Consider the following 18,187-nt stretch of genomic DNA (forward strand, 5'->3'; position numbering starts at 1 on the left):
ACAACTTTGAGCCAGGGGGGCAGAGAATTGGAGCGTCCTCGTCTAAAAGCGCATTTCAATACGGAAATCGTGGACGGCGACAAGGTGTTTCTCGTCGCTGAGGACCAGCACTACATGGTTCGCGGCGCCGATCCGGTGGCGCTACTGCCCTATCTCGACGGCCGGCAGACCGTCGGCGACATCGTCCAGGCCCTGCACGGCGAACTCTCGATTCCCCGGGTACTGACCGCTCTGCGGCGTTACGAGGCCGCCGGTCACCTCGCCGAGGGCCGCCCCGAACTGCCCGATCAGGTCCTCGCCTTCTGGGACGCGCAGGGCATCGACCCGGCCGCCGTAGTCACGGCCGCCGGTGCGAAGGGCGTGACCCTGGTCGCGCTCGGATCCACCGATCCGGCCCCGGTCGCCGAGGCGTTGCGGGCCAACGGGGTACGGGTCGCGGCGGCGGGCGACGACAGTGGCGAGGCCGGTGGTCTGGCCATCGTGCTCGCCGACGACTACCTCGATCCGGCGCTGGCGGAGTTCAACGACCGGCGGATCGCCGACGGGCGTCCCTGGCTGCTCGCCCGGCCGGCCGGCGTGACCGCCTGGCTCGGTCCGCTGATGCAGCCGGGACAGACCGGCTGCTGGTTCTGTATGGCCCAGCGGATCTCCGAGAACCGGCAGGTCGAGCGGTACCTGTCGGGGAAGCGGGGCGAATCGGTGCCCCGGCACGCGACCGCCGCCGCGCTGCCCACCGGCCGGCAGGCGCTGGCCGGCCTGCTCGCCACCGAGGCCGCCCGGTTCCTGGCCACCGGCGAATCCGCCGCGCTGGCCGGCCGGATGGTGACCCTGGACCTGGCGGCCCTGGGCACCACCGAACACACCCTGGTACGCCGCCCGCAGTGCCCCTCCTGCGGCGACCCGGCGATCACCGCGCAGCGCAGTCCCAAGGTGGTCCTCAGCCCGGGGGCTGCCCGGCACACCACCGACGGCGGGTACCGCACGCTGCCGCCGCAGCTCACCTACGAGCGGCTCAAGCACCATGTCAGTCCGCACCTCGGGGCGATCACCAAACTCGGGGCGCACGACGCCATCGGAAACGGAATCACCTACGCCTTTACGGCGGGCCACAACTTCGCCATGGTCAACGACAACATGGATTTGCTGCGCCGCAATATGCGCGGGCAGAGCGGCGGAAAAGGCAGGTCGGAAACACAGGCGAAAGTCAGTGCGCTCTGCGAGGCGATCGAGCGTTATTCGGCGGTCTGGCGCGGTGGTGAGCCGGTCCGGCGCGCGGCCTACGAAGAACTCGACCCGGCCGTCGCACTCCACATGGACGAGCTGCTGAATTTCTCCCCGGCCCAGTTCGCCGGACGTGACGCCTGGAACGCCGATCCGGAGCACCGTATCCATCTCGTGCCGGAACGTTTCCGCACGGACCTGGAGCTGGACTGGTCCACCGCCTGGTCGCTCACCCATGACAGCGAGCGGCTCGTCCCGACCGGTTACGCCTACTACGGCCACCCTGACCTCGCCCGGCACTTCTACTGCGTCGGCGACTCCAACGGCGGGGCCAGCGGCAACACCCTCGAAGAGGCGATCCTGCAGGGATTCTGCGAGGTCGTCGAGCGGGACGCGGTAGCGGTCTGGTGGTACAACCGGCTGCGCCGCCCGGCCTTCGACCTCGACTCGCTCGAAGACCCGTACATCGACGCACTGCGCAGGTTCTACGCGGGCATGGACCGCGATCTGTGGGTCCTGGACATCACGTCCGACCTCGGCATTCCCACCTTCGCCGCGCTCTCCCACCGGCGTCACCGGGTGGAGGACATCATGGTCGGCTTCGGCGCCCATCCCGACCCGGCGATCGCGGTGATGCGGGCGCTGACCGAGGTGAACCAGTTCCTGCCGTTCGTCGAGCGGCGGGACGCGGACGGCAACACCGAGTACCGCACCGACGACGTCGAGACCCTCAAGTGGTGCCGCCAGGCCCGGCTGCAGGACGAGCCGTGGCTGCTGCCCGACCCGGCTCTCCCGGCCACCACCCTCGCGGATCACCCGGGACTGCCCGGCCACGACCTGGCGAGCCATATCCGCGAGTGCGTCGCGCGGGCCGGGAAGGCCGGGGTCGAAGTGATCGTGCTCGACCAGACCCAGCCCGACCTCGATCTGAACGTGGTGAAGGTGATCGCGCCCGGCATGCGGCACTTCTGGCGCCGGCTGGCCCCCGGACGCCTCTACGACGTACCCGTACAGCTCGGCCTGAGAGACCGGCCGACGCCCGAGGAGCAGGTGAACCCGTGGAACGTGTTCTTCTGACCGGACCCGCCCCGGCGACCGGACCCGCCCCGGCGACCGCCGCCCGCACCGTGATCGGCCTGCGGTCCGACGCGGTGCTCACCGTCACCGACGAGGCGCTGGTGGTCACCGGGCCGCTCTGCGCGCTGCGGCTGCGGGAACTGCCCGCGAGCGTACGGGCGGTGGTCGCGGATCTCGCCGCGGGCGAGCACACCGAGGAGGACATCGGTGCGGCAGTGGTGGCCGGGGACGGACTGCCGGCCTTGCTCCGGCTGCACCTGACGCTGCGCCGGCTCGACGCCGAGGGGCTGCTCGACCACACCCTGACCGCCGACGGCCTGCCGCTGGTGCGGCTGCGGCCGGTCGGCCGTGGCCGCACCGAGCTGCCGCCCGCCCCGGCGGCCGACGCTCCCGTCAAGCTCTCCCGTTTCGCCCTCGCCCAGGTGCGGGAAGGGCGGTTGACGGTCACCGCTCCCGGCAGCCACCTCAGGGTCGAACTCGCCCCGGCCGCCGCCGCGCTGCTCGGCGCGCTGGCCGACTGGACCACGCCGGCCGGCCTCGGGACGCTGCCCGGGCTCCCGGAGACCGGCCAGGCGCTGCGGCTCCTCGGCGCCGCCGGGCTGCTCGCCGCCGGGGGGCCCGGGGACGACGCCGAGGCGCAGGAGCCGTCCCAGGCCCTGTGGGAGCCGTCCGACCTGTGGCTGCACGCCCGCAGCCGGGGCCCGATGACCGTCACCGAGTACGGCGGCACCTATCCGGGCGCCGGCCGTTTCGAGCCGCTCCCCGCCGTGCCGCCCGCCCGCTCCACCCGTACGGTCGCGCTGCCGGTACCCGACCTGGCGGCGGTCGCCCGGCAGGACCCCTCTCTCACCGAGGCCCTGGAGAGCCGCCGTTCGGTCCGCGAGCACGACGACGCGGCGCCCGTCACCGACGTACAGCTCGGCGAACTCCTCTACCGGGCGGCCCGTTGCCGGCAGACCTTCACCGGCAGCGACGGTCAGGAGCTCGCCGACCGTCCCTACCCCAGCGGCGGCGCCGTCCACGAGCTGGAGATCTATCCGCTGATCAGCCACTGCGCCGGCCTCGACCCGGGCCTGTGGCACTACCGCACCGACCGGCACGCGCTCGAACTGGTCGCCGAGGCGGGACCGGCGACGGACGCACTCGTCCGGGGCGCCCGCGACGGGGCCCTGATGGAGAGCGACCCGCAGATCGTGCTGCTGGTCGCGGCCCGCTTCGGCCGGGTGATGTGGAAGTACCGGACGGTGGCCTACCCGCTGTTGCTCAAGCACGTCGGTGTGCTCTACCAGACCGTGTACCTCATCGGCGCGGCCATGGGGCTCGGCGTGTGCGGACTGGGCGGCGGGGACGCAGCCGACTTCGCCGCCGCCACCGGCCTCGACCCCCGCACCGAGGGCAGCGTCGGCGAACTCGTCCTCGGCAGCCGGCCCGCCGTGCTGCGGCACCCGTCCGGAGTGCCGGTCATCGCGGGCCCGGACATCGAGGGGATCGAGGGGGAGGAGCGGCCGTGAACTTCCGGTTCAAGGCGCTGCAGCGGATGCGCGAGCCCGACGAGCTGGACTCGCCGACGCTGCTGGCCGCACCGCGCGGCTGGATCGCCGTCTTCGTCGTCATGATCATCATGGCCGGTGCGACCCTCTGGGCCTTCCAGGGCAGCCTGCCCATCAGCGTGTCCGCACCGGGCCTGCTCACCCGCCCGCTGGGCAGTGCCAGCGTGCAGAGCCCGGTGCCCGGCACCGTGCGGCGTGTCCTGGTGCACGTCAAGGGCACCGTCGAGGAGGGCCAGCCGGTCGCCACGATCGAGGGAGCGGACGGCCGGAGCACCGACGTCACCAGTCCCTTCTCCGGTCATGTCGTCGGTCTCGGCGTCAGCGAGGGGCAGGTCGTGCCGGCCGGCTCGTCCGTCGCCACGGTCGAGCGCACCGACTCCTCCGACGACCGGATGGTCGCCATGGTCTTCGTGCCCGCCGCCCGCGCCGTCGGCCTGGCGCCGGGCAAGCCGGTGGACCTCTCGGTGTCCACCGCGCCGCCCCGCTCCTTCGGCCTGCTGCGCGGACGGATCAGCTCCGTGAGCCCCTATCCGCTGACCTCCGGCGAACTCTCCGGCCTGGTCGGCGGCGAGCTCGCCGCCAAGAGCTACGTCTCGAGCAGCCCGCCCCGCCTGGTCGTCGTCGACCTGGTCAAGGACGCCGGTACGAAGTCGGGTTACGCCTGGTCCACCACGAACGGACCGCCGAGTCCGCTGAGCACCCAGGTGTCCGTCAAGGCCACCATCAATCTGGGCAGCCAGACGCCGTTCAACCTGATCCTCGGGCGCTGAGGGGACAGCCATGTCACAGACCATCGACACCGACGCCCGTAAGAACGGCGACCCGTCCCCCGCCGCGAAGACCGAGCCGCCGGCCGCGCTCGATCCCCGTACCCGCACGATGCGCTGGCGGCACAAGGTGCCCACGGTCATCCAGATGGAGTCGGTGGAGTGCGGCGCCGCCAGTCTCGCCATGATCCTCGGCTACCACGGGCGGTTCGTCCCGCTGGAGGAGTTGCGCGGCCTGTGCGGGGTGTCCCGGGACGGTGCCAAGGCCTCCACCGTGCTCGCGGCCGCCCGCGCCCACGGAATGATCGCCAAGGGCTACCAGGCCGAGGCCGAAACGCTCAAGGACCTCTCCGCGCCCGTCATCATCTTCTGGGCCTTCCAGCACTTCATGGTCGTCGAAGGGGTGCGCAGCCGGTTCGGCCGGACCGTCGTCGCCGTCAACGACCCTGCGGCCGGACCCCGGTTGATGGACTGGGAGGAGTTCGACTCCGGGTTCACCGGGATCGTGCTGTCCTTCGAGAAGGGTCCCGACTTCCGCCCCGGCGGCAAGGAGGGCAAGGTCGGAGCCGCGCTGCTGCAGCGCCGGCTGCCCTCCGGACGCGCCCTTCCGCTGGTCCTGCTGGCCAGCGCGCTGCTGGTGCTGCCCGGCATCGCGGCTCCCGCCTTCAGCCGGGTCTTCATCGACCGCATTCTGTCCGGCGGTCAGCAGAACTACCTGATGCCCCTGGTGATCTTCATGGTGGCCGCAGGTCTCGCCACCCTGATCCTCACCTCCGTACAGCGGCACTACCTGCTGCGGCTGGAGATGCGGCTGGGGCTGGCCGGCTCGGCCCGGTTCTTCCGGCATCTGCTGCGGCTGCCCATCGACTTCTTCCTGCAACGGCGGCCCGCCGAGGTCGCCAAACGGGTGTCCGGCAACGACGTGGTCGCCGAGATCCTCTCCCGCGACCTGGCCCTTTCGGTCATCAACCTGGTACTCGTCAGCTTCTACGCGGCCATCCTCATCCGCTACGACGTCCTGCTCGGCGTCATCGGCATCGGCATGGCGCTGCTCAACATCGCCGTGCTGCGCTGGGTCTCCCGCAGCCGCACCGACGCGGTGGTGGCGCTGCGCGCCGACCGGGGCAACCTGACCGCCACCACCTTCACCACGCTCAGCCTGATCGAGACCGTCAAGGCGACCGGCTCCGAACCCGACGCGTTCACCCGCTGGGCCGGCTACCTCGCCAAGGTCATCTCGGCGAAACAACGCCTCGGCCCGCCGACCGCCGTGCTGACCGTCGTACCCGCGATGCTCGCCGCGCTCAACAGCGGACTGATCCTGCTGGTCGGCGGCGAACGCGTGGTGGACGGGGCGATCAGCGTCGGCATCCTGGTCTCCTTCCAGACCCTGCTGTCCGCGCTGAGCCGCCCGGTCACCCAACTGACCAACCTGGGCAGCCGGCTCCAGGAGGTCACCGCCGACATCAAGCGGCTGTACGACGTCGAGCGCTACCCGGCAGCCGCCGTCTTCGACCTCCCCGACGACGACACCCTCAGCCGGCTCGACGGCTATCTGGAGTTCCGCGACGTCCGCTTCGGCTACAGCCCGCTGGCCGAACCGGTCATCAAGGACCTCAGCCTGAATCTGGTGCCGGGCCGCCGGGTCGCCGTCGTCGGCAGCTCCGGCAGCGGCAAGTCGACCCTGGGGCGTCTGGTCACCGGCCTCTACGAACCCTGGTCAGGGCAGATCCTGCTGGACGGCAGGCCCCGCCAGGAGATCGCCCGCACCCAGCTCGCCGCCTCCGTGGCCTACGTCGACCAGGACATCGCGCTGTTCGAGGGGACCGTCCGCGACAACCTCACGCTGTGGAACAGCGACATCCCCGACGACGACGTGATCGCCGCCCTGCGGGACGCGGCGCTCTTCGACGTCATCGCGGCCCGGCCCGGCGGCATCAACAGCCTCATCGCCGAGGACGGCCGCAACTACAGCGGCGGCCAGCGCCAGCGCCTGGAACTCGCCAGGGCGCTGGCCGTCCACCCCACCCTGCTGATCCTGGACGAGGCCACCAGCGCACTCGACCCGGAGACCGAACGGCAGATCATGGACAACCTGCGACGCCGCGGCTGCGCCTGCCTCACCATCGCGCACCGGCTCTCCACCGTCCGCGACGCCGACGAGATCATCGTCCTGGAGCAGGGCGTCATCACCGAACGCGGCACCCATGACGAACTGCTGGCGCTGAGCGGGCAGTACACCGCGCTCATCGAGTCCAGCCGAAGAGCGCAGGAGGACGCGTGACCGCCGCACCCAGCCTGGCCGGCGAGGAGTTCGTGCCGTTCCTCACCGAGGCCGCCACCCCGGTGGAACTCACCGGCGACCGTTTCGTGCACTTCGACGACATCCGCCGGGTCCTGCTCGTCGAATCGGGCGCGGTGGACCTCTTCGCGGTCGAGATGCGCGACGGCGTCCCGCACGGCCGCTGGACCTTCCTCAACCGGGTGGAACGCGGCACGATCCTCATCGGCACGCCCTACGGACCGCGCCACCGCATCGTCGGGCGTCCGGTCCTCGGCTCCCGGCTCTCCTACCTGCCCTTCTCGCACGTGGAATCGCTCTCCGGCGAGGGCGCCCGGAGGCTGCCGGACGCCGAGTACCGGGCCACCGTCGAGCAGTTCGTGACCGGTGTCGAGCAGGGCATCGTGGCGCTCGCCGAGGCGCTGCGCAATGCCCTGCCACCCCGCAGCTTCGTCCCGCTGGCCGGCACCGGAAGCACCGAGGCCGCCGACGGGCAGGCCATCCGTACGGTCGACGGGGTGCGCTGGGTACTGATCGAAGAGGGCTCGGCGGAGATGGTCGAGGGCGTGGCCGGCCGCATCGGCCCCGGCACCGACATCTGTGTCACCGAACGGGACTGGCTGATCGCCCACGGGGCCACCCGGCTGTACGCCCGCTCGCTGCAGGACCTGCTGCACAACGGCGAGTTGTGGGGCCGTTGGGTCACCCACGCCGCACGCCTGCTCTACGTCATCGACCGGCGGGTGGAACGCCGCCGCGTCGAGGAGGCCGAGACGCTGCTGCGCCGCCGCGCCCGCGACCGCTCCACGATGGTCACCGCGGCCCGCGGCTTCGAGTCCGTCATCCGGGACACCGAGGCGCGCATCAAACTCACCGAGGTGGCCGCCGACCCGGCGCCGCTGGCGGCGGCCCGGCTGGTCGCCTCGCACCAGGGCTTCACCGTCAGGGCGCCCGTGGCGGGCAGCGGATACGGCCGGGAGGTGACCGATCTGCAGGCCATCGCGCTGGCCTCCGGGGTACGCACCCGCACGGTCCGGCTGGACGGCGACTGGTGGCGGCAGGACCTCGGCCCGATGATCGGGTACCGGAAGATCGGTGACACCCCGGTGGCCCTGCTGCCGATCGGCCGCGGCTATGTGCTGGCCGAGGGCGGCACGGTGGTGCCGGTGACGGCCAAGATCGCCGGGGACCTCACCGGGCAGGGCATGGTGCTGTACCGGCCGTTGCCTCCCGGGGTGAAGTCCATCGCCGGGCTGCTGCGCTTCGGCTTCCGCAACAACCGCCGGGACCTGTGGACGTTCGCCGTGATGGGGCTCGCCGTCTCGCTGGTCGGGCTGCTCGTACCGATCATGACCGGCGAGGTGCTGGGCGTCTTCGTGGCCGAGGCCCGCCGCGACCTCATCGTCGAGGGCGCCCTGGTGGTCATCGCCTCCGCGCTGGTGGTCGCGGCCCTGTCCATCCTGCAGAACATCGCCGTGCTGCGCATCGAGAGCCGCACCACCGCGGCCATGCAGGTCGGCATGTGGACCCGGCTGCTCTCGCTGCCCGCGTCGTTCTTCGCCAGGTACTCCACCGGAGAACTCGGCACCACCGTGCTGGGCATCAGCGCCGCCCAGGAACTGCTCTCCGGCATGATGACCACGGCCGCCATCGGCCTGCTGACCGGGCTGGCCAACCTCGGCCTGGTCTACTTCTACAGCGTCCGGCTGGCCCTGCTCGCGACCGTACTGGTCGCGGCCGGCGCGCTGTTCGCGCTGATCGCCGGCTACTTCGAGGTGCGCTCGCAGCGCCGGCTGTACACGTACGAGCAACGCATGTCGTCGCGGGTGTTCCAGCTGCTCACCGCCATCACCAAGCTGCGGGTGACCGCGTCCGAGGAGCGGGTCTTCGGGGTGTGGGCGGCGCTGTTCAGCAAGGGCCGCACCCAGGCGGCGGTGTCCCGGCGGGTGCAGAACGCGGTCACCACCTTCAACGCGGCCTACCCGGTGTTCTGTTCGGCGATCCTGTTCGCCGTGGTCGGCGGCCCGTTCAGCGGTGAGGTCCCGATCGCCGCCTTCCTGTCCTTCTTCGCCGCGTTCAATCTGCTGCTCGCCTCCAGCCTGCAGTTCACGGCCGCCGCCATCACCGCCATGGGCGTCGTACCGATGCTGGAGGAGCTGCGGCCGCTGCTCGAGGCGGAACCCGAGACGAACGACATCCAGGCGGACCCGGGCGACCTGTCGGGCAGGATCGCGCTCTCCCATGTCGCCTTCCGCTACAAGGAGGACGGCCCGCTCGTCCTCGACGACGTCACGCTGACCGTCGACCCCGGAGAGTTCGTCGCCCTGGTCGGCCCGTCGGGCAGCGGAAAGTCCACCGTGCTGCGGCTGTTGCTCGGCTTCGAGCAGCCGGGTGCGGGCTCCGTGCTGTACGACGGCCAGGACCTCGCGGAGCTCGACGTGTCCGCCGTTCGCCGGCAGTGCGGGGTGGTTCTCCAGCACGGCGCGCTGCTGGCCGGCAGCATCAAGACCAACATCGTCGGCAGCAGCAGCTACACCGCCGACGACGCCTGGGAGGCCGCGACGATGGCGGGCATCGCCGCCGACATCGAAGCCATGCCGATGGGCATGAACACCGTGCTCTCCGAGGGCACCAACACGCTCTCCGGCGGTCAGCGGCAACGGCTGATGATCGCCAGGGCACTGGTGGCCAGGCCCCGCATCGTCTTCTTCGACGAGGCGACCAGCGCGCTCGACAACCCGACCCAGAAGCTGGTCGCGGAGTCCACCCGCAAGCTGAACGCCAGCCGGGTGGTCATCGCCCACCGGCTGTCCACCGTCGCGGACGCCGACAGGATCGTCGTGCTGGACGGCGGCAAGGTCGTTCAGCAGGGCCGGTACGAGGAGCTGCTGGCGGACACCGGCGGCCTCTTCGCCCGGATGGCACGCCGCCAGATCTCATGAAGCCACGCCAACCCGAGGGGGATGCCATGGAGTTCGCGCTGCTCATTTTCGGCGAGGAGAAGAGCTGGGACCAGATGTCCGAGGCGGAACGCGAGGAGCGGTTCACCGCCAACCGCGCCTTCGGCCGGTCCCTGGCCGACGCCGGTGTCACCGTCAGATACGGCGCCCGGCTCGCCCGCCCCGAGATCCTCCAGTCCGAACCGCGGGCCGGGGACGGCGCCCTGGAGCTCGGCGGCATGTGGCTGATCGAGGTGGCCACCGAGGAGGAGGCGCTGGCGTGGGGCGAGAAGGTCCCCGTCGGCGAGGGCAACCGGGTGGAAGTGCGCCGCTGCGACCGGCCCCGGCCGGCCGGGGCGTGAGGCGGATGCGCACCGCGAAGGCAGCGAAGGCAGTGCACAGCGCGTCCGAACCGATCGCGTCCGAACCGATCGCGTCCGAACCGAGAGGAACCAGAGTGAACGAGCGTACCGACGAATACTTCCTGTCCTGCTACCTGACCCCGCCTGGCCCCGGGGCGATCTTCTCGGTCCGGCACGACCAGAACGTGGTGCTGTGGCGCCGTTCCGGCGCGTCCGTCGAGCTCGTACGCCTCTGGGAACTGGAACGGGTCAGCGGCCAGAAGCACCACTTCTGGCCGCTCTACACGGCCGAGCGCACCGAGGCGTTCCTCGCCGCCCTGCTGGCCGAGGAAGGGCTCACGTCCGCCGACATCAGCGTCTGCTGGGGTACCCCCGGACTGCCCGCGGCGCAGCCCGTCCCGGTGCCGGCGGGCGCCGGTGACTTCCCGGTGCACAGCCTTGCCCATCTGTTCAGCGGACTGATGACGGACACCCGGATGTTCCGGCAGGAGAAGATCGTCGCGATGGCGATCGACGCCCTGCCGGACTACGTCCAGGACACCGGCCCCACCCGCTACTGGTACGCGGGCTGCGTGGCCGACCGGGGGAGACTGACCTTCGCCCCGGTCGAGTCCCCGGCGCCGCTCTACACGGCGGCCGAAACCCTCTTCGGGCAGGAGCCGGGCACTCTCATGGCGCTCGCGTCCGCGAGCCGCACCGAGATCCGCTTCGACGCCGCCGCGGCGATCGCGGGCATCAGCCTGCACGGTGGGCAGGTGCAGCCGTGGAAGGAGGCGTTCGCCCTGGTCCGGGCCATCGTCGAGGCGGCCGAGGCCCAGCTCGACTCCGTCGCACTCGACGGCGCGTTCACCCGCGAGGAGAACCTGCGCAGCGCCGCCATGAAGGTGGTACAGCGCTGCTCCGAACTGGTCGCCATCCGCAATGTCGAGCAGCTCATCGCACTCGGCGACCTGCGACCCGACGAGTGCTACCTGTCGACCAGCGGCGGCTACGCGCTCAACTGCCCCACCAACACGCTGCTGATGGACCGTTTCGGCTTCCGCGGCCTGCTCACCCCGCCGTGCGCCAACGACTCCGGGCAGGGCATCGGCCTCGGCCTCCTCGGACTGCACGGCACCGGCGTCCTCGACGAGGCCGAGCTGCGGATCGACTCCGCCTACCTGGGCCGTGCGGCCGGTGATACGGAGGAGGCGCTCGCGGAATTCGCCCCCTGGGTCGAGTCGGCGGCCGCGGCCGAAGCCTTCGACCCGGAGCGTTTCGTCGCCGACGTGACCGACTCGGTGGTCGCGTGGGTCGACGGCCGCGCCGAGATCGGGCCGCGCGCACTCGGCCACCGCAGCCTCATCGGTGACCCGCGCTCCCCCCGGGTCAAGGACCTGCTCAACGGCTACAAGCAGCGCCAGTGGTGGCGGCCGGTCGCCCCGATGGTCATGTCCGAACACACCGGCGAGTGGTTCTCCTCGGACCGCGAATCGCCGTACATGCTGGAGGCCGTGCAGGTCCGTCCGGAGGTCAGGGACCAGGTTCCGGCCATCCTCCACCTGGACGGCTCGGCACGCCACCAGACGCTCTCCGCCGACGCCAACCCGCTGCTGCACCGGGCCCTGGCTGCCTTCCGGGACGCCACCGGGGTGCCGATCCTCTGCAACACCTCGCTCAACGACCGGGGCGAGGCCGTCGTGGACACCGCGGCCGAAGCGCTCAACTTCTGCGTACGCAAGGGCATCGGCGTGCTCTACCTCAACGGGCGCCGGATCGCCCTGCGGACCGGCGACGAGCAGCTCGCCGCCCGCGCACCGGCCGGGCCGCGGCCGCGCGCGGTGGAGTTCTTCGCCGGCCAGGAGGAGGACCGCGACGCGATCTGGCAGGACTGGCTGGACCGGGGTTACACGGTCCCCGGCATGTTCCTGCTGGCCCGCTCGCCCGAGCTCCGCGCCGAAGGCACGCTGGCCACCCCGGAACGCGTCAACCTGCTGGCCGGCTACCGGGCCTCGGTCGACGCCTCGTTCGCCGGCCTCGCCGACAACTTCCGCCGCACCCACGGCCCGGGTGCCTCGTTCTCCGACCCGTCCACCCTGACCGGTGCCTTCGGTGTGGTCAACGCGCTGCGAAACGGTGGAAGTTCCGCATAATTGACGCGTAGACGTTGCCGGGGACTACGGGGGCACACTGGTGATAGCGAGCAAGGAGGCAGCGGACGGGCCGAGAAGACCGGCGGGTCCGCTGCTCCACCGGGACGACGAACTGGCCGTCCTGGACGCGACCATGGCCGAACTGGCCGAAGGACAACCCGCGGTCATCGCGATCCAGGGCCCCCGCGGCATAGGCAAGAGCTCGCTGCTGCGGGCCGCGCTGGCCCGGGCGCCCCGGCAGAGCGTGGTGCTGCGGGCCCGCTGCCACGAAAGCGAACGGGACTTCCCGTACGGGGTCGTCCGTCAGCTCTTCGACCGGGTGCTGGCCCAGCCGGGGCGTACCGGTGCGGCCGGCCTCGAACTGCGGGCCGGTACCCGCGCCGAAGCCAGCGGCGCCGAGGTGCACGAACAGCTCCAGGACCTCTTCCAGGCGGCCCGTTCGCTGTCCGGCGGCAAACCGGTCGTCATCGCCGTCGACGACCTGACCTTCGCCGACCCGGCGTCCCTCGCCTGGCTCTCGTACATCGTGCGCCGCCTCGAGGGACTGCCGCTGGCCCTGGTCTTCACCGTGGACTCCGACGCCCACGACGCGCTGCCGGCCGATCTCGACGCGCTCTCCCACCCCCGGCTGCTGCGGCCGGGGCCGCTCTGCGACACCTGCGCGGCGCGGTGGATGGCGCAGCGGTTCGGCGCTCCGTTGGACACCGAACTGGCCTCCGCCTGCCACACGCTCTCGCTCGGCAACCCGCTGGTCCTCAGGGAACTCACCGACCGGCTGCTCGCCGCGGGCGTCTCGGCGGGCTCACCGGACCCGGCCGCCGTCCTGGAGATCGGCGCCGCGACACTCTCCGACACCACCGTGGAGTGGCTGCACCGAAGCCGGCCGGCCGCCGTTGAACTGCTCACCAACCTGGCCGTACTAGGTCCCGGCGGTGACATCGAGACCGCCGCCGCCCTCGCCGGCCAGGGTGAGTTCGAGACCGCACTGGCCGGCGAGGAGCTGCGCCGCAGCGGGCTCATCGATCCCGGGCCGCCGCAGCGGTTCCGTCACGAACTGGTGCGTACGGCGATCCTCTCCCGTATCGAGCCCAAAACCCGCCTCGATCTGCACGCCCGGGCCGCCGCACTGCTGGTACGTCTCGGCGCCCCGGCCGCGCAGACCGCCGAGCACCTGATGTCGATGGGCGCCACCGGCCAGACCTGGGCGCTGCCCATCCTGCGTACCGCCGCCCGCGAGGCCGCGGCAGCCGGCGACTGGGGCACCGCCGCTCGCTATCTGCGCCGGGCTCTGGCCGAGTCCGCCGATCCGGAGACGGTCCTCGCGGTGACCGGTCAGCTCGGGGCCGTCGAGCTCCACCAGGACGTGGCCGCCTGCGCCCGGTACGCGGCCACCGTCGCCGCGTCCGTCGGACCGCCGCCCGCCCGGGCCCGCGCCCTGCTGCCCTTCGCCGACGCCGTACTGACCCTCGACTCCACCATGGCCGCCCGGTCCTTCGTGGAGGCCGCCGCAGCCCTGGACACCGGTTCCGGCGCATCGCTGGAACTGCTGCTGCCGCTCGGCACGCAGGCCCTGCTGGCCGGGCACCGGGGCACCGCCCGCCGTACCCTGGCGGCGCTGCGCCGGTCCCCGGGCGGGCAGGTCGCGGGCCCGGCCTTCCTCGGCGCGCTGGCCGCGCTGACCGCGGCGGGCGGCCGCTTCCCGCGCCGCGCCCAGCGGCTGGCCGAGCGGTGCGCGGAGGCCACCGCCCCGGCGGGGGCCGGCACCGGCGCACCCGGCGCGGCCCTGGCGCTCGCCTGGTCCGGCCGGCTGGAGGACGCAGCGGCCCTGGCCGGTCGCGCGGTGCTCACCGCCCGGATCGCCGCGCACCCCGGCGAGTTGGCCCTGACCCTGCTGGTACGCGCCGACATCGCCCACCGCATGGATCGCACGGCAGCCTGCCTGAGCGACGCCCGGGAGGCGCTGCGGCTGGCCGAGTCGGTCCGGGCGGCGGGCCTGGCCGCCGCGGCCGCAGCCTGCGCCGCCCGGGCCCTGGTGGTCCGCGGCCAGCACGAGGCGGCCGCCGCCGTACTGGCCCAGGCGCCGCCCCCGTCCGGCGCGCACCCGCTGATCCGGGCGCTGTCGCTGCAGGCGAGGGGGGTGGCCGCGGCCGGTGTCGGCGAGCACGAGCAGGCGCTGCAACTGTTCCTGGAGTGCGGGCACCAGCTGGCCGCGCGGGGCATCGCCAACCCGGCCTGCGTCCCCTGGCGTGAGCACGCGGCGTGCGCCTACGAGCAGTTGGGCGAGCCGGGCGCCGCGCGCGCCATCGCGGGTGACGACGCAGCGGGCCACCACACGGGCCTGCTGCCCGCGCATCGGCCCGCGGCCGGGGCGACCACCGCCGGCGGGACGGCGACGGGGAGCCCCGCCGGACCGGGAAACCCCGCAGGCTCCGGGACTTCGCCCGCTCCGGCCGGCGCCCGACGGGTCGGACTCACGGCGAGCGAACGCCGGGTCACCGACCTGGTGCTCACCGGTCTCAGCAACCTGGAAGTGGCCGAGCGGCTGTTCCTGAGCAAGCGAACGGTGGACACCCACCTGGGCCGCATCTACCGGAAGCTCGGCATCCGGGGCAGGCCCGAACTCGGCGAGGCGCTCAAAGAGCTGTGACCGCTGGGGGGTACGGCCTGTGGGCCGTACCCCCCAGCGGTCACCACGGTCCGCGGACCGCGCGTCAGATCTGCAGTGATGCTCCCGCCGGCGCCGCGGCTTCTTCGACGCCACCGCCGGTCTCCGCCGTGCGCTCATCGATCAGCCAGGCCGCCTCCTCGGCGCCGCCCTTGCCCGGCAGCTCCAGCCGGTAGTCGGGCAGCCCGGTCAGCTCGGCCGCGGCATCGGGCGGCCAAACCGGCGGTGCGCTCCCGGCCGGCGACAGCCGGATCGCTTCGCCCGGCGCCCGGCACAGCTGCACCAAGGCCGGTGGCCCGAGCCGGGCCTGCCGCGGGACGGTGCCGCCCAGCCGTTCGGGACGTACCTGCAGGACCGGGTGGCCGAACGCCGACGGCCGACGGTTCCACGTGCCGTCGGGCAACGTGTCGGTGTTCACCCCGGCTGCCGACGCGCCGTGGAATTCGAGCGGCACCAGATACGGCAGTACCTGACCGAGCGCCCGGTCCACGACGAGGAGCTGACCGGAGACGAACTGCCAGGACCGCTGGGCGAGCGCGACGGCGACGTCGGCCCGGGGCGAATACGGGCTGCCCATCAGCGCGACGCTCACCGGACCCTTGGCCAGCACCACCGCGGGGGTCAGCCAGAACCGCTCGGCGAGCGCGGCGAACGGCGGAACGGGCGGCGGCACGTTCGTCCAGGCCCGGAAGGCCCGGCGCAGCATCGGCGTACCGTCGGCGCCCCGCACCAGGAACTGCGCCGCGCCGCCCGGCCGTTCCTCACCGAACTCGACCAGCAGCCGGTCGGCGCCCCGCGCCTCCGGGACCAGATGCGGCGCGAACCGGAAGCGCAGGGCGGCCAGACCGGTGGCAGCCGTGACCGTCACCCCGATCCCGAAGAACTCGGCGCACAGCGTCTCCACGCCCGTCGGATTGACGCCCGTCGGTTTCATCGGCCCCCGTTTCCTACTACCGCTGTTCCTGCTGTTGGTGCCGGCCGTGTGCGGCCCGCGGTGCGGCGACCCCTGGTCGGCGGGTCAGCAGCCGCACGATCGGCTCGGCCGGGTACGGCTCGCTCCCGGGCACCGGGTCGACGGTGTCGATCGTGATGCCGTGCCCGGCCCACTGCCGGACCGGCGCCCTGGGGCTCCGGTCCCCACCGCTGTCCCCGTCCGGCGCACGCCGGTTGAGCAGCACGACGCGGCCGGACCGCCCGGTGGCCCGTATCGACTGGGCAACGGCCCAGGTCAGGCGGAACGGCACGGGCAGGGCCGGCCACGGTACGTCGGGCGTGGCCGGCCCGGCGGTGAGATCGGCGGGGTCGACGGGCGAGAGATCGACCAGCGCGTCCAACGGCCCCAGATCGGTGGCCAGGTCGGCGAGCAGCCGGGAGATGTCCTCGATGTGGCCCGGCCGGCTGTGGAAGGGCAGGGCGAGCAGTCCCGACGCGGTCAGATCACGGCACAGGTAGGCGGCGGTGACCGGCTCCGGTGCGCAGATCCCCAAGGTCACACCCTGGTTGCCCAGGCCGGCGGCGACTGCCCGCGCGGTCGGAGTCATCTCACCGGCAAGGAGGACCGTCGGGGAGATCTGTGAGCGAAAGTCCACCGGTCATTACCTCGGGGTTGTCGGCGCACACGCGATCGCGTACGTCCTGGGGAGCGTCGTCCCAGCGGAAGTCGACGCTGTGCACGGTCGGGGCGTTGCGAACGGAAGTGCGCGCACCGGTGCCGGTGCGGCTGTTCAGGCGGCGGGCCGCCGGCACCCGCCTGTCGTGGTGGGTGGTGCCGAGAAGCCTGGCGGAGCCGAAAACCAGCCCCGTCAACAGGACCGCGGCGGCACAGCTCAGCGTGGTCAGCAGAACGACGGAGCGGCGCACGGTGGATCTGCTCTGCATGGAAAATCCCCCTGGTTCGTCTTGCACGTCGTGGTCTTGCGGTGCCCGGCGGCGAAATCGAGCCAGGCTGTCCGACGTGGACAAGCGAACACCGCATCGGTGGTTCTGCGGGGGTTCTGTGAAGGCCAGGAAGCTGCCTGGCACCAAGCTGCCTGACCTGCCATGACCTCGCGCAGTTCGGGGTGCGGGGTGATCGGCAACCGGCAACTTCCGTGTGACACGGCCGATTTCGTACTAGTATCTACCTGATCACGGTGACGGGCGGAATTCGGGCCGTCCGATGGGGACCGGGGCCGCGTATGGGGGTGCGCTGTGGATCTGCCGGTCGGACTGGACCAGGACAGCCTTGCGGTTTACCGGGCCGTTCTGCTCCATCAGGAACAGGCCGTACCCGCCCTCGCCAAACATCTGGCGCTGCCGGAGGACCGGGTCCGCACCGCTGTCCACCGGTTGATCGGGTTGTCGTTGCTGACCCCTTCCTGGGACCAGCCGGGCAACTTCAGGGCGGTGAGCCCGACCCTCGGCCTCGAGGTCCTCATCCAGCAGGAACAGCGTGAACTCGCCGACCGCCAGTGGCGCATCGAGCAGAACAGGGCGGCACTCGCCGCCCTGGCAGCCGAGTACACCGCGCAGGGCGAAGCCGGCGGGCTGACCGGTACGGAGCGGCTGGTCGGCATGGACCAGATCCGCACCCGCCTGGAGATGCTCTCCGAGGACTGCCGGTCGGAAGCGCTGGCGATCCACCCCAGCAGCATCCTGTCGGAGGAGGGCACCAAGGCCGCCCAGCCACTCAACCAGCGGGCGTTGGACCGGGGCGTCCGCTTCCGCAGCATCTACCTGGACAGCATCACCAAGGAACGGGCGACCCTGGAGTACGTCCGCTGGGTCAGGGAACGCGGCGGCGAGATCCGTACGGCTCCGTCGCTGCCGATGCGGCTGCTCATCGTGGACAACCGCTGTGTCGTCGTCGGGGAGGGAACCGAGGACGGGCGCCCCACCGCGCTGGTGCTCGCCAACCGCACCATGGTGACCGCGATGACCGCCCTCTTCGAGTCCTACTGGAAGCACGCCACCCGCCTGGGCGTCCCCGCACCGCCCGACGACGGGGGCCTCACCCCCCAGGAACGCGAACTGATCCGCCTCCTCGCCTCCGGGGCCAAGGACGACGCGATCGCCCGTGCCCTGGGCATCGGCCTGCGCACGGAGCGCCGGATGGTCGCCGAACTGTCCGAGCGTATCGGCGCCTCCAGCCGCTTCGAACTGGGCGCGAAGGCAGCTCGGGCGGGCTGGCTCTGAGCCGGATCCCCGGCCCCGC

General features: G+C 72.1%; 12 protein-coding genes. 9 read left to right on the forward strand and 3 right to left on the reverse strand.

Features of this window, described 5'->3' with window-relative positions:
* Positions 1-27: 27 nt before the first annotated feature.
* The 8 genes from AB0436_RS15190 (at position 28) to AB0436_RS15225 (ending at position 14,976) form a co-directional block, all read left to right on the forward strand.
* Positions 28-2,298, forward strand: a complete 2,271-nt coding sequence (locus AB0436_RS15190; protein WP_366468286.1) for a TOMM precursor leader peptide-binding protein — start codon at positions 28-30, stop codon at positions 2,296-2,298.
* Complete coding sequence (locus AB0436_RS15195; RefSeq protein ID WP_366468287.1) at positions 2,280-3,809, forward strand: SagB family peptide dehydrogenase; 1,530 nt, start codon at positions 2,280-2,282, stop codon at positions 3,807-3,809. The genes AB0436_RS15190 and AB0436_RS15195 overlap by 19 nt, the downstream gene beginning before the upstream one ends.
* Positions 3,806-4,618: an HlyD family efflux transporter periplasmic adaptor subunit gene (locus AB0436_RS15200; protein ID WP_366468288.1), complete on the forward strand. Its 813-nt coding sequence runs from the start codon at positions 3,806-3,808 to the stop codon at positions 4,616-4,618. Before AB0436_RS15195 ends, AB0436_RS15200 begins: the two co-directional genes overlap by 4 nt.
* A gap of 10 nt (positions 4,619-4,628) precedes the next feature.
* A complete protein-coding gene (locus tag AB0436_RS15205; protein WP_366468289.1) occupies positions 4,629-6,899 on the forward strand; it encodes an NHLP family bacteriocin export ABC transporter peptidase/permease/ATPase subunit in 2,271 nt (756 codons plus the stop codon).
* Positions 6,896-9,838, forward strand: a complete 2,943-nt coding sequence (locus tag AB0436_RS15210) for an NHLP bacteriocin export ABC transporter permease/ATPase subunit (RefSeq protein ID WP_366468290.1) — start codon at positions 6,896-6,898, stop codon at positions 9,836-9,838. Before AB0436_RS15205 ends, AB0436_RS15210 begins: the two co-directional genes overlap by 4 nt.
* Before the next feature lie 26 nt (positions 9,839-9,864).
* A complete protein-coding gene (locus AB0436_RS15215; RefSeq protein WP_366468291.1) occupies positions 9,865-10,197 on the forward strand; it encodes a hypothetical protein in 333 nt (110 codons plus the stop codon).
* 95 nt (positions 10,198-10,292) lie between these two features.
* Complete coding sequence (locus tag AB0436_RS15220) at positions 10,293-12,329, forward strand: carbamoyltransferase C-terminal domain-containing protein (protein ID WP_366468292.1); 2,037 nt, start codon at positions 10,293-10,295, stop codon at positions 12,327-12,329.
* 40 nt (positions 12,330-12,369) lie between these two features.
* Positions 12,370-14,976: an AAA family ATPase gene (locus tag AB0436_RS15225; RefSeq protein WP_366468293.1), complete on the forward strand. Its 2,607-nt coding sequence runs from the start codon at positions 12,370-12,372 to the stop codon at positions 14,974-14,976.
* A gap of 64 nt (positions 14,977-15,040) precedes the next feature.
* Here the strand turns inward: AB0436_RS15225 and AB0436_RS15230 are convergent, their stop codons facing one another.
* The 3 genes from AB0436_RS15230 to AB0436_RS15240 are packed head-to-tail and all read right to left on the reverse strand — an operon-like array spanning position 15,041 to position 16,872.
* Positions 15,041-15,928: a hypothetical protein gene (locus AB0436_RS15230; protein ID WP_366468294.1), complete on the reverse strand. Its 888-nt coding sequence runs from the start codon at positions 15,926-15,928 to the stop codon at positions 15,041-15,043.
* Positions 15,929-15,944: 16 nt separating this feature from the next.
* Positions 15,945-16,583, reverse strand: coding sequence for a hypothetical protein (locus AB0436_RS15235; RefSeq protein WP_366468295.1), 639 nt, complete (start codon positions 16,581-16,583; stop codon positions 15,945-15,947).
* Positions 16,537-16,872 carry a hypothetical protein gene (locus AB0436_RS15240; RefSeq protein ID WP_366468296.1) on the reverse strand — a complete coding sequence of 112 codons (336 nt, stop codon included), beginning with the start codon at positions 16,870-16,872 and terminating at the stop codon, positions 16,537-16,539. The genes AB0436_RS15235 and AB0436_RS15240 overlap by 47 nt, the downstream gene beginning before the upstream one ends.
* Before the next feature lie 312 nt (positions 16,873-17,184).
* On the opposite strand from AB0436_RS15240, the gene AB0436_RS15245 reads away from it, so the two are divergent.
* The gene (locus tag AB0436_RS15245) at positions 17,185-18,168 is read left to right on the forward strand and encodes a LuxR family transcriptional regulator (RefSeq protein WP_366468297.1); all 984 of its coding nucleotides are present in this window, start codon (positions 17,185-17,187) and stop codon (positions 18,166-18,168) included.
* The last annotated feature ends 19 nt before the right edge of the window (positions 18,169-18,187 follow it).

The sequence above is a fragment of the Streptomyces sp. NPDC051322 genome (assembly GCF_040689485.1).
GTDB lineage: Bacteria > Actinomycetota > Actinomycetes > Streptomycetales > Streptomycetaceae > Streptomyces.